The sequence below is a fragment of the Pseudomonas sp. BN417 genome, assembly GCF_029871205.1.
GTDB lineage: Bacteria > Pseudomonadota > Gammaproteobacteria > Pseudomonadales > Pseudomonadaceae > Metapseudomonas.
Genome location: NZ_SSOJ01000153.1, coordinates 89,553 through 109,824 on the forward strand (window position 1 = coordinate 89,553; position 20,272 = coordinate 109,824).

Annotated in this window: 23 protein-coding genes; 12 read left to right on the forward strand and 11 right to left on the reverse strand. The window is 66.7% G+C overall.

What is annotated here, in order from left to right; translation table 11 throughout:
* Nucleotides 1–51: 51 nt before the first annotated feature.
* From pqqB to E8F11_RS24595, 5 genes are all read right to left on the reverse strand, one after another.
* A complete protein-coding gene (pqqB, locus tag E8F11_RS24575; protein WP_280291522.1) occupies nucleotides 52–966 on the reverse strand; it encodes a pyrroloquinoline quinone biosynthesis protein PqqB in 915 nt (304 codons plus the stop codon).
* Nucleotides 967–1,013: 47 nt separating this feature from the next.
* Nucleotides 1,014–1,085 carry a pyrroloquinoline quinone precursor peptide PqqA gene (gene pqqA, locus E8F11_RS24580; RefSeq protein WP_072432761.1) on the reverse strand — a complete coding sequence of 24 codons (72 nt, stop codon included), beginning with the start codon at nucleotides 1,083–1,085 and terminating at the stop codon, nucleotides 1,014–1,016.
* A 439-nt stretch (nucleotides 1,086–1,524) separates the two neighbouring features.
* The gene (locus E8F11_RS24585) at nucleotides 1,525–3,045 is read right to left on the reverse strand and encodes an aldehyde dehydrogenase family protein (protein ID WP_280291523.1); all 1,521 of its coding nucleotides are present in this window, start codon (nucleotides 3,043–3,045) and stop codon (nucleotides 1,525–1,527) included.
* A gap of 146 nt (nucleotides 3,046–3,191) precedes the next feature.
* A complete protein-coding gene (locus E8F11_RS24590) occupies nucleotides 3,192–4,775 on the reverse strand; it encodes a methyl-accepting chemotaxis protein (RefSeq protein WP_280291524.1) in 1,584 nt (527 codons plus the stop codon).
* Nucleotides 4,776–5,053: 278 nt separating this feature from the next.
* Nucleotides 5,054–6,838, reverse strand: a complete 1,785-nt coding sequence (locus tag E8F11_RS24595) for a methanol/ethanol family PQQ-dependent dehydrogenase (RefSeq protein ID WP_280291525.1) — start codon at nucleotides 6,836–6,838, stop codon at nucleotides 5,054–5,056.
* A gap of 227 nt (nucleotides 6,839–7,065) precedes the next feature.
* Here E8F11_RS24595 and E8F11_RS24600 point away from each other — a divergent pair, with 227 nt between their 5' ends.
* Nucleotides 7,066–8,079, forward strand: coding sequence for a hypothetical protein (locus tag E8F11_RS24600; protein WP_280291526.1), 1,014 nt, complete (start codon nucleotides 7,066–7,068; stop codon nucleotides 8,077–8,079).
* Nucleotides 8,080–8,176: 97 nt separating this feature from the next.
* Here the strand turns inward: E8F11_RS24600 and E8F11_RS24605 are convergent, their stop codons facing one another.
* The 6 genes from E8F11_RS24605 to E8F11_RS24630 form a co-directional block, all read right to left on the reverse strand.
* Complete coding sequence (locus E8F11_RS24605; RefSeq protein ID WP_280291527.1) at nucleotides 8,177–9,112, reverse strand: quinoprotein relay system zinc metallohydrolase 1; 936 nt, start codon at nucleotides 9,110–9,112, stop codon at nucleotides 8,177–8,179.
* 11 nt (nucleotides 9,113–9,123) lie between these two features.
* Nucleotides 9,124–9,870 (reverse strand): quinoprotein dehydrogenase-associated SoxYZ-like carrier, encoded by a 747-nt coding sequence (locus E8F11_RS24610; RefSeq protein ID WP_280291528.1) that lies wholly within the window; start codon nucleotides 9,868–9,870, stop codon nucleotides 9,124–9,126.
* Nucleotides 9,871–9,883: 13 nt separating this feature from the next.
* Nucleotides 9,884–10,762: a transporter substrate-binding domain-containing protein gene (locus E8F11_RS24615; protein WP_280291529.1), complete on the reverse strand. Its 879-nt coding sequence runs from the start codon at nucleotides 10,760–10,762 to the stop codon at nucleotides 9,884–9,886.
* A gap of 5 nt (nucleotides 10,763–10,767) precedes the next feature.
* Nucleotides 10,768–11,205: a cytochrome c-550 PedF gene (gene pedF / locus E8F11_RS24620; protein ID WP_280291530.1), complete on the reverse strand. Its 438-nt coding sequence runs from the start codon at nucleotides 11,203–11,205 to the stop codon at nucleotides 10,768–10,770.
* A gap of 246 nt (nucleotides 11,206–11,451) precedes the next feature.
* A complete protein-coding gene (locus tag E8F11_RS24625; RefSeq protein ID WP_280291531.1) occupies nucleotides 11,452–11,595 on the reverse strand; it encodes a hypothetical protein in 144 nt (47 codons plus the stop codon).
* A gap of 270 nt (nucleotides 11,596–11,865) precedes the next feature.
* Nucleotides 11,866–12,000 carry a hypothetical protein gene (locus E8F11_RS24630; RefSeq protein ID WP_280291532.1) on the reverse strand — a complete coding sequence of 45 codons (135 nt, stop codon included), beginning with the start codon at nucleotides 11,998–12,000 and terminating at the stop codon, nucleotides 11,866–11,868.
* A gap of 153 nt (nucleotides 12,001–12,153) precedes the next feature.
* Between E8F11_RS24630 and E8F11_RS24635 the strand changes: the two genes are divergently transcribed.
* From E8F11_RS24635 to E8F11_RS24680, 11 genes are all read left to right on the forward strand, one after another.
* Nucleotides 12,154–13,350 (forward strand): ABC transporter substrate-binding protein, encoded by a 1,197-nt coding sequence (locus tag E8F11_RS24635; protein ID WP_280291533.1) that lies wholly within the window; start codon nucleotides 12,154–12,156, stop codon nucleotides 13,348–13,350.
* A gap of 24 nt (nucleotides 13,351–13,374) precedes the next feature.
* The gene (locus E8F11_RS24640) at nucleotides 13,375–14,343 is read left to right on the forward strand and encodes a YVTN family beta-propeller repeat protein (RefSeq protein WP_280291534.1); all 969 of its coding nucleotides are present in this window, start codon (nucleotides 13,375–13,377) and stop codon (nucleotides 14,341–14,343) included.
* The gene (locus E8F11_RS24645) at nucleotides 14,340–15,056 is read left to right on the forward strand and encodes an ABC transporter ATP-binding protein (RefSeq protein WP_280291535.1); all 717 of its coding nucleotides are present in this window, start codon (nucleotides 14,340–14,342) and stop codon (nucleotides 15,054–15,056) included. The genes E8F11_RS24640 and E8F11_RS24645 overlap by 4 nt, the downstream gene beginning before the upstream one ends.
* A gap of 115 nt (nucleotides 15,057–15,171) precedes the next feature.
* A complete protein-coding gene (locus E8F11_RS24650; RefSeq protein WP_280291554.1) occupies nucleotides 15,172–15,963 on the forward strand; it encodes an ABC transporter permease in 792 nt (263 codons plus the stop codon).
* 302 nt (nucleotides 15,964–16,265) lie between these two features.
* Nucleotides 16,266–16,661, forward strand: coding sequence for a hypothetical protein (locus E8F11_RS24655; RefSeq protein ID WP_280291536.1), 396 nt, complete (start codon nucleotides 16,266–16,268; stop codon nucleotides 16,659–16,661).
* A gap of 150 nt (nucleotides 16,662–16,811) precedes the next feature.
* Entirely contained in the window at nucleotides 16,812–17,171 is a 360-nt protein-coding gene (locus E8F11_RS24660) for an SCO family protein (protein ID WP_280291537.1), read from the forward strand.
* Between the two features lie 140 nt (nucleotides 17,172–17,311).
* Nucleotides 17,312–17,857, forward strand: a complete 546-nt coding sequence (locus tag E8F11_RS24665) for a PQQ-dependent catabolism-associated CXXCW motif protein (RefSeq protein ID WP_280291538.1) — start codon at nucleotides 17,312–17,314, stop codon at nucleotides 17,855–17,857.
* Nucleotides 17,858–17,910: 53 nt separating this feature from the next.
* Nucleotides 17,911–18,573, forward strand: coding sequence for a response regulator transcription factor (locus tag E8F11_RS24670; protein WP_280291539.1), 663 nt, complete (start codon nucleotides 17,911–17,913; stop codon nucleotides 18,571–18,573).
* A 25-nt stretch (nucleotides 18,574–18,598) separates the two neighbouring features.
* Nucleotides 18,599–19,456 carry a DMT family transporter gene (locus E8F11_RS24675; protein ID WP_280291540.1) on the forward strand — a complete coding sequence of 286 codons (858 nt, stop codon included), beginning with the start codon at nucleotides 18,599–18,601 and terminating at the stop codon, nucleotides 19,454–19,456.
* 136 nt (nucleotides 19,457–19,592) lie between these two features.
* The gene (locus tag E8F11_RS30200; protein ID WP_348529790.1) at nucleotides 19,593–19,754 is read left to right on the forward strand and encodes a hypothetical protein; all 162 of its coding nucleotides are present in this window, start codon (nucleotides 19,593–19,595) and stop codon (nucleotides 19,752–19,754) included.
* The gene (locus tag E8F11_RS24680; RefSeq protein ID WP_348529791.1) at nucleotides 19,755–20,123 is read left to right on the forward strand and encodes a hypothetical protein; all 369 of its coding nucleotides are present in this window, start codon (nucleotides 19,755–19,757) and stop codon (nucleotides 20,121–20,123) included.
* Nucleotides 20,124–20,272: the final 149 nt, after the last annotated feature.

The window sequence follows — 20,272 nt, forward strand, 5'->3', positions numbered from 1 at the left end:
GTAGGGTGCGCTGTGCGCACCGGAAACAGGTCATGGTGCGCACGGCGCACCCTACAGTTCGATGCTCATGCCGTCCCAGGCGACTTCGATGCCGTGGCGGCCGAGTTCAGCGCGCTCGGCGGAATCGACGTCGAGGATGGGATTGGTGTTGTTGATATGGATGAGCACCTTGCGCGGGCCGGGAATGCCGTCCAGCACCTCGATCATCCCGCCGGAGCCGCTCTGCGGCAGATGGCCCATCTCGCTGCCGAGCTTGTCGCCCACCTCGCAGTGGCGCATCTCGTCGTCGCGCCAGAGGGTGCCGTCCACCAACAGGCAGTCGGCGCGGCGCATCCAGGCCAGCAGGCCGTCATCCACCTGGCCGAGGCCTGGGGCGTAGAACAGCGTGCCGCCGCTCTCCAGGTCCTCGATGAACAGGCCGATATTGTCGCCGGGGTGCGGATTGCCGCGGTGCGGCGAGTAAGGCGGTGCGCTGCTCAGCAGCGGGATGGCGGTGAAGCGCAGGCCCGCGCAGGCAGGGATGTCGAAGGCCGGGCTGGCGAGGTCGATGGGGTTCCAGATCAGGCCGCCATTCCAGTGCCGGAGCATGCTGAACAGCGGGAAGCCGCTGGTCAGGTCCTGGTGGACCATCTCAGTGCACCAGACCGGGTGCGGGCAACCTTCACGCAGGCTGAGGAGGCCGGTGACATGGTCGATCTGGCTGTCCATCAGGATGATCGCGGCGATGCCGGTGTCCCGCAGACGACGCGCCGGCTGCAGGGGCGCAAAGGCTTCCAGCTGGGCGCGGATATCGGGGGAGGCATTGCACAGCACCCAGTCGCTGCCGCTGGCGCTGAGGGCGATGGAGGACTGGGTGCGTGGCTGGGCGCGCACCTTGCCGCTGCGCACGCCCCGGCAGTTGCGGCAGTTGCAGTTCCACTGGGGGAAGCCACCACCGGCGGCCGAGCCGAGAATCTGGATATGCATGGGATGAGCCCTGGGCGGGGGCCCCGGCAGGGCCGGGGCGATGCGGATCAGCGGTTGGCGAAGTACAGGGTGACTTCGAAACCAATGCGCAGATCGGTAAAGGCGGGTTTAGTCCACATGGAGCAATCCTCTTGTTATGCCGCCGGAGGATTCCGGCAAGTCCAGTTAAACACCGGCCCGGAGGCGCCCGAATGGTACTTTCGGAGGAGATTCGCTCGTGATTTGGTAGCGGGCCGGACCGCCCTTGTGGGGGCGATTTCAATCGCCAAGGGCTGCGCAGCAGCCCCCTGCAAGGCCCAGGGGCAGACCTTCGGCCTGCGCAGCGAATGAATTCGCCCCCCAAGGTTCGAGTCCCGCCGTGGGCCGCAAGTGTTTCCAGGCTGCGGCTTTTTTTGTGGGGGCGATTTCAATCGCTGACCGGTCCGCAGGACCGGCCTTCGGACTTGCCGGGGGACGCTGCGCATCCCATCGCGAATGAATTCGCCCCCACAAGTAATGGCAGTCATCCAGACAATAAAAAACGCGGCCGAAGCCGCGTTTTTCGTTACCGGGCAGGGATCAGAAGAAGCCCAGCGGATTGACGTCGTAGCTCACCAGCAGGTTCTTGGTCTGCTGGTAGTGGTCGAGCATCATCTTGTGGGTTTCGCGGCCGACGCCGGACTTCTTGTAACCACCGAACGCGGCATGCGCCGGGTACAGGTGGTAGCAGTTGGTCCACACGCGGCCGGCCTTGATGCCACGGCCCATTCGGTAGGCGCGGTTGATGTCGCGGGTCCAGAGGCCGGCGCCGAGACCGAACTCGGTGTCGTTGGCGATCGCCAGGGCCTCGGCTTCATCCTTGAAGGTGGTGACGCCCACCACCGGACCGAAGATCTCTTCCTGGAACACGCGCATCTTGTTGTGGCCCTTGAGCAGGGTCGGCTGGATGTAGTAACCGCTGGAAAGGTCACCACCCAGGCGCTCGGAGCTGCCGCCGGCGAGCAGTTCGGCGCCCTCCTGCTGGGCGATGTCGAGGTAGGAGAGGATCTTCTCGTACTGCTGCTGGGAGGCCTGGGCACCGACCATGGTCTCGGTATCCAGCGGGTCGCCACGCTTGATCGCCTTGATCTTCTTCATCACCTCGACCATGAAGGGCTCGAAGATCGACTCCTGCACCAGGGCGCGGGACGGGCAGGTGCAGACCTCGCCCTGGTTGAAGAAGGCCAGCACCAGGCCCTCGGCGGCTTTTTCGATGAAGGCCGGCTCGGCCTGCATGATGTCTTCGAAGAAGATGTTCGGGCTCTTGCCGCCCAGTTCGACCGTAGAGGGAATGATGTTCTCCGCCGCGCAATGCATGATGTGCGCGCCCACCGGGGTCGAGCCGGTGAAGGCGATCTTGGCGATACGCTTGCTGGTGGCCAGCGCCTGGCCCGCTTCCTTGCCGAAGCCCTGGACGATGTTGAGCACGCCCGGCGGCAGCAGGTCGCCGATGATTTCCGCCAATACCATGATCGACAGCGGGGTCTGCTCAGCCGGTTTGAGCACCACGCAGTTGCCGGCAGCCAGCGCCGGGGCCAGCTTCCAGGCGGCCATCAGCAGCGGGAAGTTCCAGGGAATGATCTGGCCGACCACGCCCAGCGGCTCGTGGAAGTGGTAGGCGGCGGTGTGCTCGTTGATCTCGGCGGCAGAGCCTTCCTGGGCGCGGATGCAGCCGGCGAAGTAGCGGAAATGGTCCGCGGCCAGCGGCACGTCGGCGTTCAGCGTCTCGCGCACGGCCTTGCCGTTGTCCCAGGTCTCGGTGACGGCGAGGACTTCGAGGTTCTGTTCGATGCGGTCGGCGATCTTCAGCAGGATCAGCGCGCGCTCCTGCACCGAGGTACGACCCCAGGCATCGGCGGCGGCGTGGGCGGCGTCCAGCGCCCTCTCGACATCTTCGGCACCGGAGCGGGGGAATTCGGCTATCACTTCGCCATTCACCGGAGAGGTATTGGTGAAGTACTCGCCGCCCACCGGTGGCACGAACTCGCCACCGATGAAGTTGCCATAACGCGGCTTGAAGCTGACGACGGCGCCCGGAGTGCCTGGTTGTGCATAGATCATGGCGTTGCTCTCTCTGGTCGGGGCCCGCCCGGGTGGGCAGGTTGTGGACCGATCTTAGTCAGCCGCCGCGGGGGGCCGGTATGCGCCCATGGCACAGGCCCCCTCGTCATTTGGTAGTAGATGGCCGACCGCTCTGGCCCGGCCCTTCAGACCTTGGCCAGGACCTCCCGGCGGCTGGCTCGCGGCACCGGCGCGGCGGCCTGTTCCGGCCGATAGCCCAGGCGCAGGCCGCCCCAGTGGCGGCCCTGGACGAAGATCGGCACCGACAGGTCGTGCATCAGCTCGCCGGTATCGCGGGTGTAGGTCTGCAACAGCAGCGGCTGCTGGTGGCTGCCGCAGCGGATACCGGTGCGGTCGTTGAACATGCGCTTGCTGCGGCTGCGGGCCATGTCCCGTTCCGGATCGCCGCTGGGTGCCTCGCTGAACGCCTGGTTATGGGTGGGCACATAGCCCTCCGCCGTACAGGCAATGGCGAACACCAGTCCTCCGTGGTCCTTGAGCAGTGGTTCCTGAATGGCCGGCAGCACCTGGTCGGTGTAGCGGTCGAAGCGCGAGCCGTATTTCTGCGGGTAGGTCCCGGGCACCACCTGGAAGCGGCGGTCGAACAGGTCATCGAGGCTGATGCGGCCGTCGCGCACGTCCCGCTCGAAGCGTTCGGCGATGGCCGCCGCGCCCTGTCGAGCGAGGTCGTAGACCCGCTGGTGGTAATCATCCAGGCCCACTTCGGCCAGGCGCTCGCTGATGGTCTCGGCCTGCCCTTCCAGCTGCCCGGCGGCTTCGGCCAGGCGGCGGGTCTGTTCGTCGCTGACGCCCAGGTCGCTGCGCACCTGCCCCACCGCCTCGAACAGGTGGGCCAGCTGGTCCCGATTGGTCCGCGCGCCCCGGGCGATCTCGTCCACCTGGCCTTCCACGGCTGCGGCAAGGCCGGCGATCTTCTCCAGCTGGTGGCCGGTCAGTTCCACCTGGCCGACGCCGGCGTCGAGGTCGGCGGAGAGCTGGCTGATCTGTTCCACCACATCCATGGTCTGACGCTGGATATCGGCCACCATCTGCCCCACCTCGCCCGTGGCGCTGGCGGTGCGCCCGGCCAGGCCGCGTACTTCATCCGCCACCACGGCGAAGCCCCGGCCATGCTCGCCGGCCCGCGCGGCTTCGATGGCGGCATTCAGGGCCAGCAGGTTGGTCTGGCTGGCGATGGACTGGATCACCTGGGCCACCTGCTGGATTTCCTCGCTGCGCTGGCTGAGGGCGGCGATCAGCTCGCGGCTGGCGCCAGCCCTGGCGCTCAACTGGTGCATCAGGTCGATGGCCTGGCGCAGCACCTCGCGGCCTTCGTCGCTGCTGCGGCGGGCGTCATGGGCGGCGGCGAAGGCCTGCTGGCTGAGTTCCGAGGTGGCGGCCTCGGTGGCGATCATCGCCTCGGCGCTGCCGACAATGCGCTCGGCGGCCTGAAGCTGGGATTGCAGGCGCTCGGCCAGGCGGTCCACCGAGTAGGCCACCCCGGCGGCGGAGAGCGCATTGTGGCTGGTGCTGCGGGACAGGTCGCGGGTGAGCCGCGCCACATCGGTGCCCTCCCCCGTGGCCGTCGGCGGAGCGGCTACGCCCTTGCGCCAGAACAACCAGGGCACCGCCAGGCACAGGGCTATGCCGAGCCAGGGCGGCAATCCCGCCAGCGCCACGGTACCGGCGAGGAGGAGGATCAGCAGGCTTTGGAACAGGCAGTTGCGCATTTCATACCCCTTGATGCTTGGCGCCGGGGCGCCTTGTCATTGTTCTGCGGGTATTAAGCGGCCTCTGGCCAGTACAAGGCCATGGTTCCTTGGTCGTAGAAAAGCCCCTTGTAGGAGCGAGCTTGCTCGCGAAGATCTGATCGCGAGCAGGCCCGCTTCTACATCGATTGCAACCCAACGACAGCCGGCAACGACGTCACAAGGGAATGTTGGGCTTCGCTTCGCTCTGCACCAACCTACGAAAAGCAAAAGCCCGCCGGAGCGGGCCTTGCCGGGGATCAGCGCTTGGCCACCGCCTCCGCCTTCGGCAGCTTGAAGGTCCAGAGCATGCCGCCCTGGTTCAGGTCCTTGATGCGCTTGGCCACTTCGCCACCCCAGAGCGGTACGGCGCCGCCCCAGCCGGAAAGCACCGACACGTACTGTTCGCCGTCCATCTCCCAGGTGATGGGCGAGCCGATCACGCCGGAACCGGTGTTGAACTCATAGAGCTTCTTGCCGGACTTGGCGTCGAACGCCATCAGGTAACCCTCGGGGTTGCCGGTGAACACCAGGTTGCCCTTGGTGGCGAGCACCCCGCCCCAGAGCGGCGCGTAGTTCTTGTAGCGCCAGACTTCCTTGCCGCTCTTCGGGTCGATGGCGCGCAGCACGCCGATGTAGTCCTCGTTCAGCGGCTTGATGGTGAAGCCCGCGCCGAGGTAGGCCGCGCCCTTCTTGTAGGCGATGTTCTCGTTCCACATGTCCATGCCCCACTCGTTGGACGGGACATAGAACAGGCCGGTGTCCTGGCTGTAGGCCATGGGCATCCAGTTCTTGCCGCCGAGGAAGGACGGCGCGACGAACACCGAGCTGCCGTGCTTGCCGTCGGCAGCGGGCGCGCCGGGGCGCTTGGCATCGTCGTAGATCGGCCGGCCGTCCTTGTCCAGGCCCTTGGCCCAGGTCACCACGTCGACGAAGGGGAAGCCGCGGATGAACTTGCCGTTGGTGCGGTCCAGCACATAGAAGAAGCCGTTGCGGTCGGCGGTGGCCGCGGCCTTCACTGTCTTGCCGCCGTCCTGGTAGTTGAAGGACACCAGTTCGTTGACGCCGTCGAAGTCCCAGCCGTCGTGCGGGGTGGTCTGGAAGTGCCACTTGATCGAGCCGTCGTCCGGGTTGAGCGCCAGGCGCGAGGACGAATACAGGTTGTCACCCGGACGCAGGTGGGAGTTCCACGGCGAGGGGTTGCCGGTGCCGAACAGCAGCGAGTCGGTCTCCGGGTCGTAGTAGCCGCCCAGCCAGGGCGCGGCGCCACCGGTCTTCCACAGGTCGCCGGGCCAGGTCTTGCCGGCCTCGCCGCCGGAGATGCCGCTTTCGACCTTCTTGCCGTCCTTGTAGACGTAGCCCATGTGGCCTTCCACGGTGGGACGGGTCCAGAGCAGCTCGCCGTTGTTCGGGTCGTAGGCCTCGATCTTGCCCACCACGCCGAACTCGCCGCCGGCGACCCCGGTGATCAGCTTGCCCTTGACCACCAGCGGTGCGGCGGAGATGGAGTAGCCGGCCTTGTAGTCGGCAACCGTCTTGCGCCAGACCACCTTGCCGGTGTCCTTGTTCAGCGCCACCAGCTTGGCGTCCAGGGTGCCGAAGATCACCAGGTCGCCGTACAGGGCAACGCCGCGGTTGATCACGTCGCAGCAGGGCATGATGCCGTCGGGCAGGCGGGCGTCGTACTGCCAGAGTTTCTTGCCGGTGCGCGCATCCACCGCGAACACCCGGGAGTAGGAGCCGGTGACATAGATCACGCCGTCCTTGACCAGGGGCTGGGCCTGCTGGCCGCGCTGCTTCTCGCCGCCGAAGGACAGCGCCCAGACCGGGCGCAGCTGCTGAACGTTGTCGCTGTTGAGGGCGGCCAGGGTGCTGTAGCGCTGTCCCTGCAGGCCCAGGCCGTTGGTGACCACTTCGCCGGTGGACTTGGCGTCATCGAGGATTTCTTCGTCGGTGACACCGGCCAGGGCCAGGCTGCTGGACAGCGCCATGGCGACGCACAGCAGCGTCCGGGCGAAAGGCTGGTAGGGTGTGGCGAGCTTCATTGCGGCTACCTCTGCGGGCTTGTTGTTGTGATCCGGGAAAATTTCCCGGTCTGCCGCAAATTCTTGGTTTGCCGACGATGGCCAACAATTGGACGCAGTGCGGATTTTCCTCCTCCGTTGGTAGCAATACCGATCCGTCCCTGCATACTTCAGCTGCCGATTGTGCGGTGGCACCTGGCACTGGCAGACTGCCGCCCCTGCTCCGCTATCCAATGCCCCCGGGACCTATGCAACTCTTCACTGATCGTCAACTGCTACTGGCCAGTTGGGCCATCGTCCTCATCGGCCTGCTGCTGGTGCTGCCCTTCCACCTGCTGCCATCCCTGCTGTCGGGCCTGCTGGTCTATGAACTGGTGATCAACCTGGCCCCGCGCCTGCAGCCGGTGATCCCCGGGGGGCGCCGCGCCCGCTGGCTGGCGGTGGCGCTGCTGGGCACCCTGGTGGTGAGCATGCTGTCGCTGTTCTTCGTCTGGATCGGCGGTGTGGTGACGCAGGAATTGCGCAACCCCGGCCAGTTGCTGGAAAAATTCATCGTCCTGACCGAACAGGCCCGGGCACAGTTGCCGGCCTCTGTCGAGAACTACCTGCCGGCCAGCGCCGATGACCTGCGCCGCGAACTGATGGACTGGCTGCGGGACCACGTCGGCCAGCTGCAACTGCTGGGCAAGGGCGCAGCGCATACCTTCGTGACCATGCTGATCGGCATGATCCTGGGCGCCATCATCGCCCTGCAGCCCATTCCCAATTTCGAGACAGTGCGCCCGCTCAGCCGCCTGCTGCTTGAGCGCATGGCCCTGCTGGTGACCGCGTTCCGCAACATCGTCTTCGCGCAGATCAAGATTTCCCTGGTCAACACCACACTCACCGGCATCTTCCTCGGCGTGGTGCTGCCGTTGATGGACATCCACCTGCCGCTGACCAAGGTGCTGATCCTGCTGACGTTCATCCTCGGACTGCTGCCGGTGATCGGCAACCTGATGTCCAACACCCTGATCTTCATCGCCGGATTCTCGGTATCCCTCTGGGTGGCGGTCGGCGCCCTGGGCTACCTGATCGCCATTCACAAGCTGGAATACTTCCTCAACGCGCGCATCGTCGGCGGCCAGATCAGCGCCAGGGCCTGGGAGCTGCTGCTGGCGATGCTGGCGTTCGAGTCGATCTTCGGCCTGCAGGGACTGGTGGCGGCGCCCATCTATTACGCCTACCTCAAGAGCGAGCTGAAGCACGCGGAGTTGGTATAGCGCCGAGCACTGTCATCGGTGCGCACAGCGCACCCTACGGGGTGTGCGCCCAATACCCGGTGTTCGACCGTAGGGTGCGCCGCGCGCACCAGCACACTCACTCCGCCGCGCTATCCACCCTCGGCAACCGCTCCGCCTCATACCGCGGATAGAGATGGCTGACGCTGCGGATGAGCTCGTAGCGACTCAGGTTCACCGAGGCGAAGCGTTCGGGGATGGGCGCGCGAATCACCTCGTTCATGTCCTCCCCTTTCCCTGCCGCGTCCCGCAGCAGGCCATCCAGCCAACCCAGGTAGTCGCGCATCTGCACGAAGGGCGCCGGCTCCGCGCTGATGGGGCCGTGGCCCGGCACCAGCACCTTCCACGGCAATGCAGCCAGGGTGTCGAGGTCGGCCAGCCAGGTGTCCAGGCCGGGGCTGTTGGGCGTGGTCAGGGCTCGCTGGTAGAACACCAGGTCGCCGGCGAAGAGCACGCCGGTGCTTTCATCCAGCACGGCCAGGTCCGCGTTTGTGTGGCCATGCAAGCCAAGCAGGCGCAAACGGTGGCCACCGACCTGGCGAACGCCGGGCTCGACCGTCTCGCTCGGCAACAGCACCTCGGTGCCACGCATCCAGTCGCCTACCAGGCGGTACATGTTTTCCGCCATGGCCTCGCCCTGCTCCTGCAGCAGCGTGCGGGTCCCGGCCAGGGCGGCGATGGGCACATCGGCGAAGGCCTGGTTGCCCAGCACATGGTCCGGGTGGTGGTGGGTGAGCAGCATCAGCACCACCGGCTGCTCGGTGACGCCGGCGATGGCCCGGCGCATGGCCTCGCCATAGGCCTTCGAGGGGCCACTGTCGATCACCACCACGCCATCGCCCGTGACGATGAAGGCGGTGTTGACGATGTTGCCGCCGTTGGCCTTGTCGAAGTTGCCGGTGCTGCCTTCCAGCAGCCAGGTGCCGTCGGCGATCTGCCGGGGCTTCAGCGAATAGTCCTGGCTGGCCTGGGCGGCAAACGCCAGGCAGGCCAGCAGTATGATGATCAGTCGCATCGCCCCCCTCCTTAGAAACTGGCCTCGAACTCGTTGCCATTGTTGTCCCGCAGCCACAGCCGCGCCTGCTCCCTGCCCTGCACCTCCAGGCTGATGGTGGGGTTCTCGCTGACCGCCGGGAACAGCTCCAGGGTCGCCAGGGGCTGGCCATCGGCATCGCGGAGCTCGGCCTGGTTGAGGAAGAATTCGGGAATGCCGCCGGTGAGGCCGTTGTCCATGGGGTGGTCGATGCGCACGCGCAGGCGGCTGCCGTCGCCCTGGGGAAAGCGTCCGCCATGCACCTGGCCGAGGCGATCCTCCCAGCCGGCCTGGGCACGCACCAGGCTCGGCGCGGTGCAACCGCCGCCGGCGGCGTCGATGCGGGTCGAGCCGATGTGCCAGAGGCCGTCGCGGGTCAGCACGGCGGCGCGGATGGGCGTGGCCTGCTCGATGCGGATACGGATCGCGAGCAGCGGCGCCACCCGCTCGCCCGGCTGGAAGACGAATATCTGCGGGATGGGATTGAGCTCGGCCCAGGCCATGATCTTCACCACCTGCCCGGCCAGGGCGCGGGCATCCACCTGGATCGGCACCTGGCGCGCGTCCTCGGCGAAGGGCGGCGCTTCCAGCACCACCCCGGGGTCATGGACGAAGGGCTGGCCGCCGAGCAGGCGCTGGTGGAAGTAGTCCCACATCACCGACTCCACCGGATCCTGCGCGGCCCATGAGGGCGCGGCGCAGCCCAGTATTCCCAACAGCAACAACGAACGCCTGTGCATCCCGCACCTCCGGCTATTGAACGTCCTGGTAGAGCCCCGGCAGCTCGTAGCGCAGGCCGTAGCCGGCGTAGAGCTTTTCCATGCGCCCATCGCGGACCATGCCGTCGATGGTTTCCTCCAGGGCATTGGCCAACTGGCGGTTGCTCTCGTGCACCGCCATGCCGATGTCCCAGTCGGGTTCGCCGAGGTTGGGGTAGGTATTTTCGGCGTCCCTGATCTGCGGGTCGTGGGCCAGGTGTTTCAGCCAGTCCAGCTCGCCGCGCAGGGCCATCACCGCGTCCACCTCGCCCTTGCGCATGCCCTCGAAGGCCGCCGCCGGCCCGGGGTAATGATGGGTATTGCGCGCCAGGCGCCCGGCGAAGACCGAGGTGAGGTAGAAGGACGGCACGCTCTCCAGCTCCACGCCGATGGGGTGGAACTGGAACACGCCGATGCTCGGCACCTCGGGCAACCGACGACTGTCATAGGCCACCTGCCAGCGCTCGCGCTGGTAGGGGCCGAACATCACCACCTGGTCGTTGGCGATTTCGCCCACGTCGTTGCGTTTCTGCGAGAAGTCGCGGTCGTAGGGCACTCGCAGCATGACGTCGGCGAGCACGCCGGGTCGCAGATAATGCCCCTTCCAGACGAAGTTGCGCAGGTCGTCGTCGAGCTTCTCACCAGGGACGACCCAGAGCAGCTCCAGCTTCAGGCCCAGGCCGTCGGCGAGGGCGCGCGCCAGGTCGACGTCGACGCCGCGGGCGCGGCCCTCTTCCTGGAAGCTGTAGGGGGCGAAGTTCTCGTAGACGGCCACCTTGAGCACCCCCGAGTCGAGGATGTCGTCATAGGGCCGCACCTGTGCCTGCGCCACGGGCAGGCACAGCAGACAGGCCAGGAAGGCGAGCAGGCGCATGGCGGTCACTCACTCACGGCGACGCTGTCCAGGTAGGTACGGATGGCCCAGAGGGCTTCCTGGCTAAGGAAGTCGGCCATCTTCGGCATGTACACCGCGCCATCGCGCACCGCGCCGTTGATCACCCGCTCCTTGAACCACTCATCGCCACTGGCGTCGGCTTCCAGGTAGCGCAGGTCGGGGGCGATGCCGCCGGACTTGGCTTCCAGGCCGTGGCAGCGGGCGCAGTTCTGGTTATAGGCCGAGGCGCCGATCTCCACCGCCAGGTCGTTCTTGGCGTAGGGCTTGCGGTAGGGGTTCTCGTCGCGCCACTCCTTGCCCAGCGGCTCCAGGCCGTCGGTGTCGACCGCCTGGGGCACCACGTCGCCGTGGGCCATGACGAGTCCGCTGAGGGTCAGGCCGGCCAGGAATGCGAGGCCGCGCAGTGCGCTGTTCTTGTTCATCACGTACATCCTCATTCTGCTGTGCAAGGCGGCGCCCCGGTCGGAGCGCTGTGAGGAAATGGTAAGAAGCCCTCGCCGACAGCCGAATGCTGCTTTGGTGGCCAGCCGCTCCTCCCTTGGTAGTAGTGCGAGCGGAGGCGGGTTTGCCAGACGCTATCGATCGTGCAGGCACCAGCGTGCTGGCGAACGCGGTGAGCCGTTCGCCAGCACGCTGGTGCCTGCGGATGAGGGGAAAGATCGGGTCGTTCAGTCGGCGCTGGGGTTCGGTGCCGAGAGGGAGATGGTCTGGCTGGCAGGGCGGGCCAGGTCGCCGGAGGCCCTGGCCACTTCGTACTCGAGCAGGCAGCAGATCGCCAGAAGTGGTAGCAGCAGATGCTTGATGACGGCCATGACGGAATCCTCTTGCAGGTTCCTCTGGCTGTCAGGCTAGGACCGGGCGACCGGCCTGGCTGTACTACCTTGGTAGCGCCAGGCCAGTACCTTAGGGCGGGTCGTCGCACTACTCCCTGGGTTCCGGGCTACGGAACTGTGGGGGCGAATTCATTCGCGAACCGGACCGCAGGTTCGGCCTGGAAGTCAGCCTGGGGCTGCTGCGCAGCCCTTAGCGAACAAATTCGCCCCCACAACAAAGGCCCCACCAGGGCGCGAACAGGCCGCCTATCACTCCTCCAGCCAAATGACCGGCAGCACCGGGGCGCCGCCCTGGTCGCGGAAGTCGGCGGGCTTGCCGCGGTCGAACCCGAGCAAGGTGAGGATCAACAGCAAGGGCAGCAACAGGTGTTTGAGGATGTGCATGGGCCGGCCTCCTTCTGGTTCTTGTGCTGCCATGCTAGGGCCGAATCGCGGACCGGTTTCTCCTACCTTGGTACCGTCCGACCGGTACTTTCTGCATATTTCCCGGGCCCCCGCCCCTTCTTATGCTGGCTCCATCTTCAAAGGAGCCGCCCCATGCGCCACTACCTGCTCCATGGCCTGGTCTACCTGCTGGCCCTGTCCAGCGCAGCCCTGCTCGCCACCGAAGTCCGCGCCGCCGAAGACCACCTCGAGGTACGCATCGGCTACCTGGCCTGGCAGCCCGCGCTTGGCCCGCTGCTCTCCAATGCCATTCCCGAGCCGGAAGACGCCGGCCTGCGAGGCGCCGAGCTGGCGATCGGCGACAGCAACAGCACCGGACGTTTCCTCAAGCACAGCTACGCGCTCTCCGCTGTCCAGGCGGCCACGGCGGCTGAGCTGCTGGACAAGGCCCGCGCCCTGCACGACCAGGGCCTGCGCCTGTTCGTGGTCAACGCGCCGGCCGAGCAGGTGCTGCAGTTGGCCGACGCCCTGCCCGACAGCCTGCTGTTCAACGCTGGCAGCGCCGACGACGCGCTGAGGGGCGCCCAGTGCCGGGCCAACCTGCTGCACAGCCTGCCCAACCGCGCCATGCTGGCCGACGCCCTGGCGCAATTCCTCGCCACGCGCAGATGGCAGCGCTGGCTGCTGGTGAGCGGCCAGCAGCCGGACGATCTGGCCTACGCCGCCGCCTTGCGCCGCGCCGCCGGCCGCTTCGGCGCCAAGATCGTCGAAGAGAAACCCTGGAGCTTCGACAACGACCAGCGCCGCAGCGCCCAGGCAGAGATGCCGCTGTTCACCCAGGCCAGCGAGTACGATGTGGTGCTGGTGGCCGACGAGCGCGGCGACTTCGGCGAGTACCTGCCCTACAACACCTGGTACCCGCGCCCGGTGGCCGGCACCCAGGGCCTGACCCCGACCGGCTGGCACAAGACGGTGGAAACCTATGGTGCCGCCCAGTTGCAGAAGCGCTTCGAGGCCCTGGCCGGGCGCTGGATGAACGACCGCGACTTCGCCGCCTGGATCGCCGTGCGCAGCATCGCCAGCGCCGTGACCCGCCTGAAGAGCACCGACCGCACCGCTATCCGTACCCTGGCGCTGTCCGCCGACCTGCCCCTGGACGGTTTCAAGGGCCGCAAACTCAGCTACCGCGACTGGGATGGGCAACTGCGCCAGCCCATTCCCCTCGTCCACCCCCGCGCCCTCGTCAGCACCTCGCCCCAGGACGGCTTCCTGCACCCGGTGAGCGAGCTGGACAGCCTGGGCTTCGACCGCCCGGAAAGCGCCTGCCGCCAGTTCACCGCGGCCAACTGACCAGAACAAGAAGGACCAACCGCCATGCGCACCCCACTCACCGCTGCCCTCGCATCCGCCCTGCTGCTCCTCGGCGGCCAGGCCCTGGCCGCCACCGCCTACGTCTCCAACGAGAAGGACGACAGCATCAGCGTGATCGACCTGGACAGCCTGGAAGTCACCGCCAGCCTGGCTGTCGGCGCTCGCCCCCGCGGCCTGGCGCTGTCCAGTGACAACAAGCTGCTCTACATCTGCGCCAGCGATTCGGACACTGTCCAGGTGATGGACCTCTCCAACCGCAAGATCATCAAGGAACTGCCCTCCGGCGCCGACCCCGAGCAGTTCGCCCTGCATCCCAACGACCGCTGGCTGTACATCTCCAACGAGGACGATGCCCTGGTCACGGTGGTCGACACCCAGGGCGACCAGGTGCTGGCGCAGATCGAGGTGGGCGTGGAGCCCGAGGGCATGGCGGTGAGCCCGGACGGCAAGTGGGCGATCAACACCAGCGAGACCACCAACATGCTGCACTGGATCGACACCGCCACCCAGCAGCTGGTGGACAACACCCTGGTGGACCAGCGCCCGCGCCACGTGGAGTTCAGTCCGGACGGCAAGCTGCTCTGGGCCTCGGCGGAGATCGGCGGCACGGTCACGGTGGTCGATGTGGCCAGCCGCCAGGTGCAGAAGGTGCTGAAATTCCAGATCAAGGGCGTGCATCCGGACAAGGTGCAGCCGGTGGGGGTCAAGCTGACCCGCGACGGCAAGTACGCTTTCGTCGCCCTCGGCCCGGCCAATCATGTAGCGGTGCTGGACGCCAAGACCTACGAAATCCTCGACTACCTGCTGGTGGGCCGGCGCGTCTGGCACCTGGCCTTCACCCCGGACGAGAAGCGCCTGCTGGCCACCAACGGCATCAGCGGCGACGTTTCGGTGATAGACGTGGACAGCCTCAAGGTGAGCAAGTCGATCAAGGTCGGCCGCTATCCCTGGGGTGTGGTGGTGACCCCGTGAGTGCCCTGGATCTGGCGGGTGTGGGCTTCGCCTACGGCCCGCGCCGCGCCTTGGATCAGGTGGACTTCCGCCTGGAGCCAGGCAGCTTCACCGCGCTGCTCGGCCCCAACGGCGCCGGCAAGTCCACCCTGATCGCCCTGCTCACCCGCCTCTATGACCTGCAGCAGGGCGAGATCAGTGTCTGCGGCCACTCCCTACGCCGCGAGCCGCGCGCGGCCCTGGCGCGGCTTGGGGTGGTGTTCCAGCAGAGCACCCTGGACCTGGACCTCAGCGTCGAACAGAACCTGCGCTACCACGCCGCCCTCCACGGCCTGCCGGGCAGCGTGGCGACCCAGCGCATCGAACGCGAACTGGAGCGCCAGCAACTGGGCCCACGCCGGCGCGACAAGGTGCGCCTGCTCAATGGCGGCCACCGGCGCCGGGTGGAAATCGCCCGCGCGCTGCTCCACGAACCGCGCCTGCTGCTGCTCGACGAAGCCAGCAGCGGCCTGGATCCGGCCAGCCGCGACGGCCTCAACCGGCACGTGCGCCAACTCTGCCGCGACCGGGGCATGGCGGTGCTCTGGACCACCCACCTGCTGGACGAAGTCCAGGCCGAGGACCGTCTCCTGCTCTTGCACCAGGGGCGGATCATCGCCAATGACCGCGCTGGCAGCCTTGGCGAACACAACGAAGGTGGCCTGGCCGGGGCCTTCGAGCGGTTGACCGCATGAGCGCCCATGGAGCATTCCCCGTAGGGTGCGCCGCGCGCACCAGCACCCCCGCACGGAAACACCGGTGCGCACAGCGCACCCTACGCTCAAGCCCCCTTCCGGAGCCGATCCCATGCTGAACGCCTACTGGCAATGCCTGCGCGGCATCCTGCTGCGCGAGTGGCTGCGTTTCGTGCTGCAGCGCACGCGATTCCTCAGCGCCCTGGTGCGCCCGCTGCTCTGGCTGCTGGTGTTCGCCGCCGGCTTCCGCGCGGCCCTGGGGATCGCCATCATCGAGCCCTACGACACCTACATAACCTACGAGACCTACATAGTCCCGGGCCTGGCCTGCATGATCCTGCTGTTCAACGGCATGCAGGGCTCGCTGTCGATGGTCTACGACCGCGAGATGGGCAGCATGCGCCTGCTGCTCACCAGCCCCCTGCCCCGAGCCTTCCTGCTGGCGGCCAAGCTGCTGGCGACGGCGCTGGTATCCCTGCTGCAGGTCTATGCCTTCCTCGCCATCGCCTGGCTCTATGGGGTGCAGCCACCGGCCATGGGGCTACTGGCCGCACTGCCGGCGCTGCTGCTGGCCGCCCTGCTGCTCAGCGCCCTGGGCCTGTTGCTGTCCAATGGCATCCGCCAGCTGGAGAACTTCGCCGGGGTGATGAATTTCGTGATCTTCCCGCTGTTCTTCCTCTCGTCCGCCCTCTATCCGCTATGGAAGATGCGCGAAGCCAGCGAATGGCTGTACTGGCTCTGCGCGCTGAACCCCTTCAGCCATGCGGTGGAGATGGTCAGGTACGCCTTCTACGAACGCTTCAACGCCGTGGCGATCAGCGTCTGCCTGGGGCTGACGGCCGTGTTCGCGATGGCCGCACTGCTGACCTTCAACCCCCAGCATGCGGCGCTGCGCAAGGCGGGCTGACGAGGGGCATTGTAAGGCCACGGAAACAGCTTGATCGCGCTTGGTTCCGGCAGGAATGAAACGCGCTTCATTAGTCGCAAAGAGACTGAAAGGGCCGCGGTGGCCGATAGACACCACCCTCCTTTCGTAACAGGATATTTCAGAATAAATCGGGAGGTTGCAGGCGCTGGCGAAAGCTCCTGCACATGCGCCGTACTCTCGCTGTTTCGGCGCATCCTTCAGCCGGAATTCCTTTCCCCTGCCGCCCTTCGGGTGTGCGGTGGTGTGGTGCACCAGGGGGTGTCGATAGCGAGGAGGGGCAAATGTTCCTTCCACGAGATGTGTCAAAGGCACGCCTCAGGGAAGCGGAAAATGCCAGACGGAACTTCGCGGAGTTGGCGACCGCCATCACCCGGGGCGAGGTCAGCCGGCGCGATTTCATCAAGTGGGGCCTGGCCACCTCCGGCGGACTGCTGGTCCCGGTCCATGGCCTGACTCCTTTCACCAGCAGCGCCTACGCCGACACGTTCGACATCCCCACCGGTCTACCCAGCAGCCCGCTGTTCGGCGTCCAGGCCTTCACCCAGCCGATGCCGCGCTTCGATGTCCTGCCACGCAAGGACCACACGCCCGGCAAGAGCGTGATGAGCCCGATCCCGACGCCTCAGGGCGTGACCTTCGTAGCGCCGACAGATGTACTGCCGACGGCATTGAAGTAGGAGGCAGCATGGTCGATCTGAAGTGGGCATGTACGCTGGCGGCCGCGCTCCTGCTGGCCGCCGTGGCATGGCTGGCGGACGAGGTCGCATTCGGTGCGCAACCCTGGGGAGCCGGGTATTTCCCGGATGTGCCCCTGGTGACCCGGGACGGTGCACCTGTACCAGGACCTGCTCAAGGGCAAGGCCGTGGCCGTGAACCTGATCTTCACTTTCTCCCCGGACAGTTGCCCCTTGAGCACAGCCAATCTGGCGCGGGTCCAGGAGCTGCTCGGTGACCAGGCGGGCCGGGATATCCACTTCTACTCCATGATCATCGACTCCGAACACGAAACGCTGGAGGTGCTGAAAGCCTACCTGCACCTGGGTGACGAGGACGTGGCGGCGCTGATCCGCCATCTCGAAACCCGGGGCGCTACCCCGCGCGAGCGGGCGACCTTCCAGCTGTCCTTCGACATGAGCCAGGGTGTGCTGCGATCGGCCACGGCGAACTTCTCGACGCCGGCCTTCTAACGCACATGCAGCTTCTGCCGGACACGGCCCCGGTGAGGGCGATCTACTACTTTGGTACCGGTTCCCCCCTCTCAACGTCGAATTCCAAAAGCAGCGGAATAGGCCTGTAATGGCGCCATAAAAAGAACAGAGAGCCCGCCATGAAGCGCCTCCTCGCCTGCCTGACCTGCCTTGCCCTGGCGCTGCCCGCCCTTGCCGACGTGGCAACCGAAGCGCCGCTGTTCTCCGCCGACGGCTACCGACTGGGCCGCTATCGCAGCCCCACGCCCGACCATGCCGAGCCCGCCCGCACCCTCGACACCCCTCAGCTCCAGGAGCAGCTGAAGCAGCAGCCAGACACCCTGCTGATCGACGTCTACCGCCGCCAGTGGCTGCACGGCCGCTTCGTCGAGGACGAACCCCATGCCAACCTGCCCGGCAGCCTCTGGCTCGCCAATACCGGCGACGGCCAGCTGTCGCCCGAATGGCAGGCCTACTTCACCCGGAACCTGCACAAGGCCAGCCAGGGCCGCCAGGACCGCCCGCTGGTGTTCTACTGCCGTTCCGATTGCTGGCTGAGCTGGAACGCGGTCAAGCGCGCTGCTGCGCTGGGCTACACCAACCTCTACTGGTACCGTGACGGCATCGACGCCTGGGAACAGGCCGGCCTGCCCCTGCAGCCCGCTCGTCCCGTGGAACTCCCCTGACCCGGCGGCGCCGGGCATGCCGCACCATAATGAAAACAACGAGGTGAAAGGCCGTGTACAAGATTCTGATTGCCGATGACCACCCGCTCTTCCGCGAAGCCATCCACAACGTCATCAGCGACGGCTTCCCGGAAAGCGAAGTGATGGAAACCGCCGACCTGGACAGCGCCCTGGCCCTGACCCAGGAACACGACGACCTGGACCTCATCCTTCTCGACCTGAACATGCCCGGCATGCATGGCCTGAACGGCCTGATCAACCTGCGCAACGAGGCGCCCACGGTGCCCGTGGTCATAGTCTCCGCCGAGCAGGACAAACAGGTGGTGCTGCAGGCCATCACCTACGGCGCCGTTGGCTTCATCACCAAGTCCTCGCCACGGGCACAGATGACCGACGCCATCGAGCAGATCCTCAACGGCAACGTCTACCTGCCGTCGGACATCATCCGCACCCAGAAGACCTCGCCGCGTCGCCACCACGAGGAATCCGGCATCCCACCGGAACTGCTGCAGGCCCTGACCCGCAAGCAGCTGCTGGTGCTCGAGCGCATGACCAAGGGCGAGTCGAACAAGCAAATCGCCTACAACCTCGACATCGCCGAGACCACGGTCAAGGCCCACGTCTCGGCCATCCTGCGCAAGCTCAACGTGCACAATCGGGTACAGGCCATTCTCTCGGCCAGCGACATCGACTTCACCGCCTACCTGCGCCGCTGACCCCGCAGAACGCCCAAGGACGACCATGCCTGCTGCCCGTACCCTGCTACTCACGGCCCTGGCCATGCTGGCCTTCGCCGGCAATTCCCTGCTCTGCCGCGTGGCGCTGAAGGAAACCGCCATAGACGCGGTGAGCTTCACCGCCATCCGCCTGGCCTCGGGCGCGCTGATGCTCTGGCTGCTGCTGCGCCTGCGCCGCGAGCCCCTCGCGGCCACCGGCAACTGGCGCGCGGCGGCAGCGCTCTTCGTCTACGCCGCAGCCTTCTCCTACGCCTACCTGCAGCTGGACGCCGGCACCGGCGCCCTGTTGCTGTTCGGCGCCGTGCAGCTGTGCATGGTGGTTTTCGGCCTGCTGCGCGGAGAACGCCTTAATCCCCAACAGGCCCTGGGCTTCGCCCTGGCCACGGGCGGACTGGTGGTCCTGCTGCTGCCCGGCGCCAGCGCGCCGCCCCTGATCGGCGGCCTGCTGATGCTGCTCTCGGGCCTGGCCTGGGGCGCCTACACCCTGCTCGGCCGCCAAGCCGGCCCGCCGCTGGCCGCCACGGCGGGCAACTTCATCCGCGCCCTGCCCTTCGCCGCCGTGCTCCTGCTGCCCTTCCTCGACCAGCTGCGCTGGGACCTGCCGGGGCTGGTCTATGCCCTGATCTCCGGTGCCCTCACCTCCGGCGTCGGCTACGCCATCTGGTACAGCGCCCTGCCCGGCCTTGGCGCCCTGCAGGCCGCCAGCGTGCAACTGAGCGTGCCGGTCCTCGCAGCCCTGGGCGGCGCCCTGCTGCTCGGCGAAACCATCAGCCTGCGCCTGGCGCTGGTATCGGTGGCAGTGCTGGGCGGCATCGCACTGGTGCTGCGGGCGAAGTTCCAGGCGGTGCCGCAGAACGCCTGAGCCTCCGTATCGGTGCGCACAGCGCACCCTACCAGCCAGCTCCGAGCCTGACCGTAGGGTGCGCTGCGCGCACCGCTGGCTTGCCGGCCGTTAGTTGGCCTAATCTGGCCTCCCCATTCCCGGCAGGAGGCCAGGCATGTCCAATTACCGTCGAGCCAAGGATCCGGGCGCGCTGTACTTCTTCACGCTAGTCACCCACCAGCGCAAACCGATACTGACGCGCCCCGACGTCCGCCGCTTTCTCCGCGCGGCCATCGTCCACACACGAGCACACTATCCCTTCCGCATCCACGGTTGAGTGCTCCTGCCTGATCACCTCCACTGTATCTGGGAACTGCAAGGGGCCGACCATGACTTCGGCCGGCGCTGGTCCATCATCAAGCGCCGTGTCAGCCAGCAATGGTCAGGTACCCGCCAACGCGGTGCCAGCCGGGAGGCGCGCGGCGAGCTGGGGCTCTGGCAACGGCGCTACTGGGAACACCGGATACGTGACGAATTGGACTACCAGCGGCACATGGATTACCTGCACTGGAATCCGATCAAGCACGGCCTGGTGAGCCGGGTGCGTGACTGGCCCTGGTCGAGTTTCCATCGCCTGGTTCGCGAGGGCGTCTATCCAGATCACTGGGGCGGCTCAGGTGATATCGATGGATGTTTTGGCGAGTGACGAATCGGTGCGACCAGCCAAACTCTGCATCGAACCGTTACGTCGCTGGTGCGCACAGCGCACCCTACCAGGCCACTCCGAGCCTGACCGTAGGGTGCGCTGTGCGCACCACCGCTCGCGCAAAAGCCTCGGTACGCGCAGCGCACCCT

Bases quoted from the DNA above. Each gene is read 5' to 3' on its own strand.
- E8F11_RS24615 (WP_280291529.1), bottom strand. From the start codon at position 10,762: ATGCGCCTGCTCGCCTTCCTGGCCTGTCTGCTGTGCCTGCCCGTGGCG.
- E8F11_RS24590 (WP_280291524.1), bottom strand. From the start codon at position 4,775: ATGCGCAACTGCCTGTTCCAAAGCCTGCTGATCCTCCTCCTCGCCGGT.
- E8F11_RS24610 (WP_280291528.1), bottom strand. From the start codon at position 9,870: ATGCACAGGCGTTCGTTGTTGCTGTTGGGAATACTGGGCTGCGCCGCG.
- E8F11_RS30200 (WP_348529790.1), top strand. From the start codon at position 19,593: ATGTCCAATTACCGTCGAGCCAAGGATCCGGGCGCGCTGTACTTCTTC.
- E8F11_RS24675 (WP_280291540.1), top strand. From the start codon at position 18,599: ATGCCTGCTGCCCGTACCCTGCTACTCACGGCCCTGGCCATGCTGGCC.
- E8F11_RS24635 (WP_280291533.1), top strand. From the start codon at position 12,154: ATGCGCCACTACCTGCTCCATGGCCTGGTCTACCTGCTGGCCCTGTCC.
- E8F11_RS24665 (WP_280291538.1), top strand. From the start codon at position 17,312: ATGAAGCGCCTCCTCGCCTGCCTGACCTGCCTTGCCCTGGCGCTGCCC.
- E8F11_RS24600 (WP_280291526.1), top strand. From the start codon at position 7,066: ATGCAACTCTTCACTGATCGTCAACTGCTACTGGCCAGTTGGGCCATC.
- E8F11_RS24595 (WP_280291525.1), bottom strand. From the start codon at position 6,838: ATGAAGCTCGCCACACCCTACCAGCCTTTCGCCCGGACGCTGCTGTGC.
- E8F11_RS24655 (WP_280291536.1), top strand. From the start codon at position 16,266: ATGTTCCTTCCACGAGATGTGTCAAAGGCACGCCTCAGGGAAGCGGAA.
- E8F11_RS24630 (WP_280291532.1), bottom strand. From the start codon at position 12,000: ATGCACATCCTCAAACACCTGTTGCTGCCCTTGCTGTTGATCCTCACC.
- E8F11_RS24640 (WP_280291534.1), top strand. From the start codon at position 13,375: ATGCGCACCCCACTCACCGCTGCCCTCGCATCCGCCCTGCTGCTCCTC.
- E8F11_RS24605 (WP_280291527.1), bottom strand. From the start codon at position 9,112: ATGCGACTGATCATCATACTGCTGGCCTGCCTGGCGTTTGCCGCCCAG.
- E8F11_RS24585 (WP_280291523.1), bottom strand. From the start codon at position 3,045: ATGATCTATGCACAACCAGGCACTCCGGGCGCCGTCGTCAGCTTCAAG.
- pqqB (WP_280291522.1), bottom strand. From the start codon at position 966: ATGCATATCCAGATTCTCGGCTCGGCCGCCGGTGGTGGCTTCCCCCAG.
- E8F11_RS24625 (WP_280291531.1), bottom strand. From the start codon at position 11,595: ATGGCCGTCATCAAGCATCTGCTGCTACCACTTCTGGCGATCTGCTGC.
- pedF (WP_280291530.1), bottom strand. From the start codon at position 11,205: ATGAACAAGAACAGCGCACTGCGCGGCCTCGCATTCCTGGCCGGCCTG.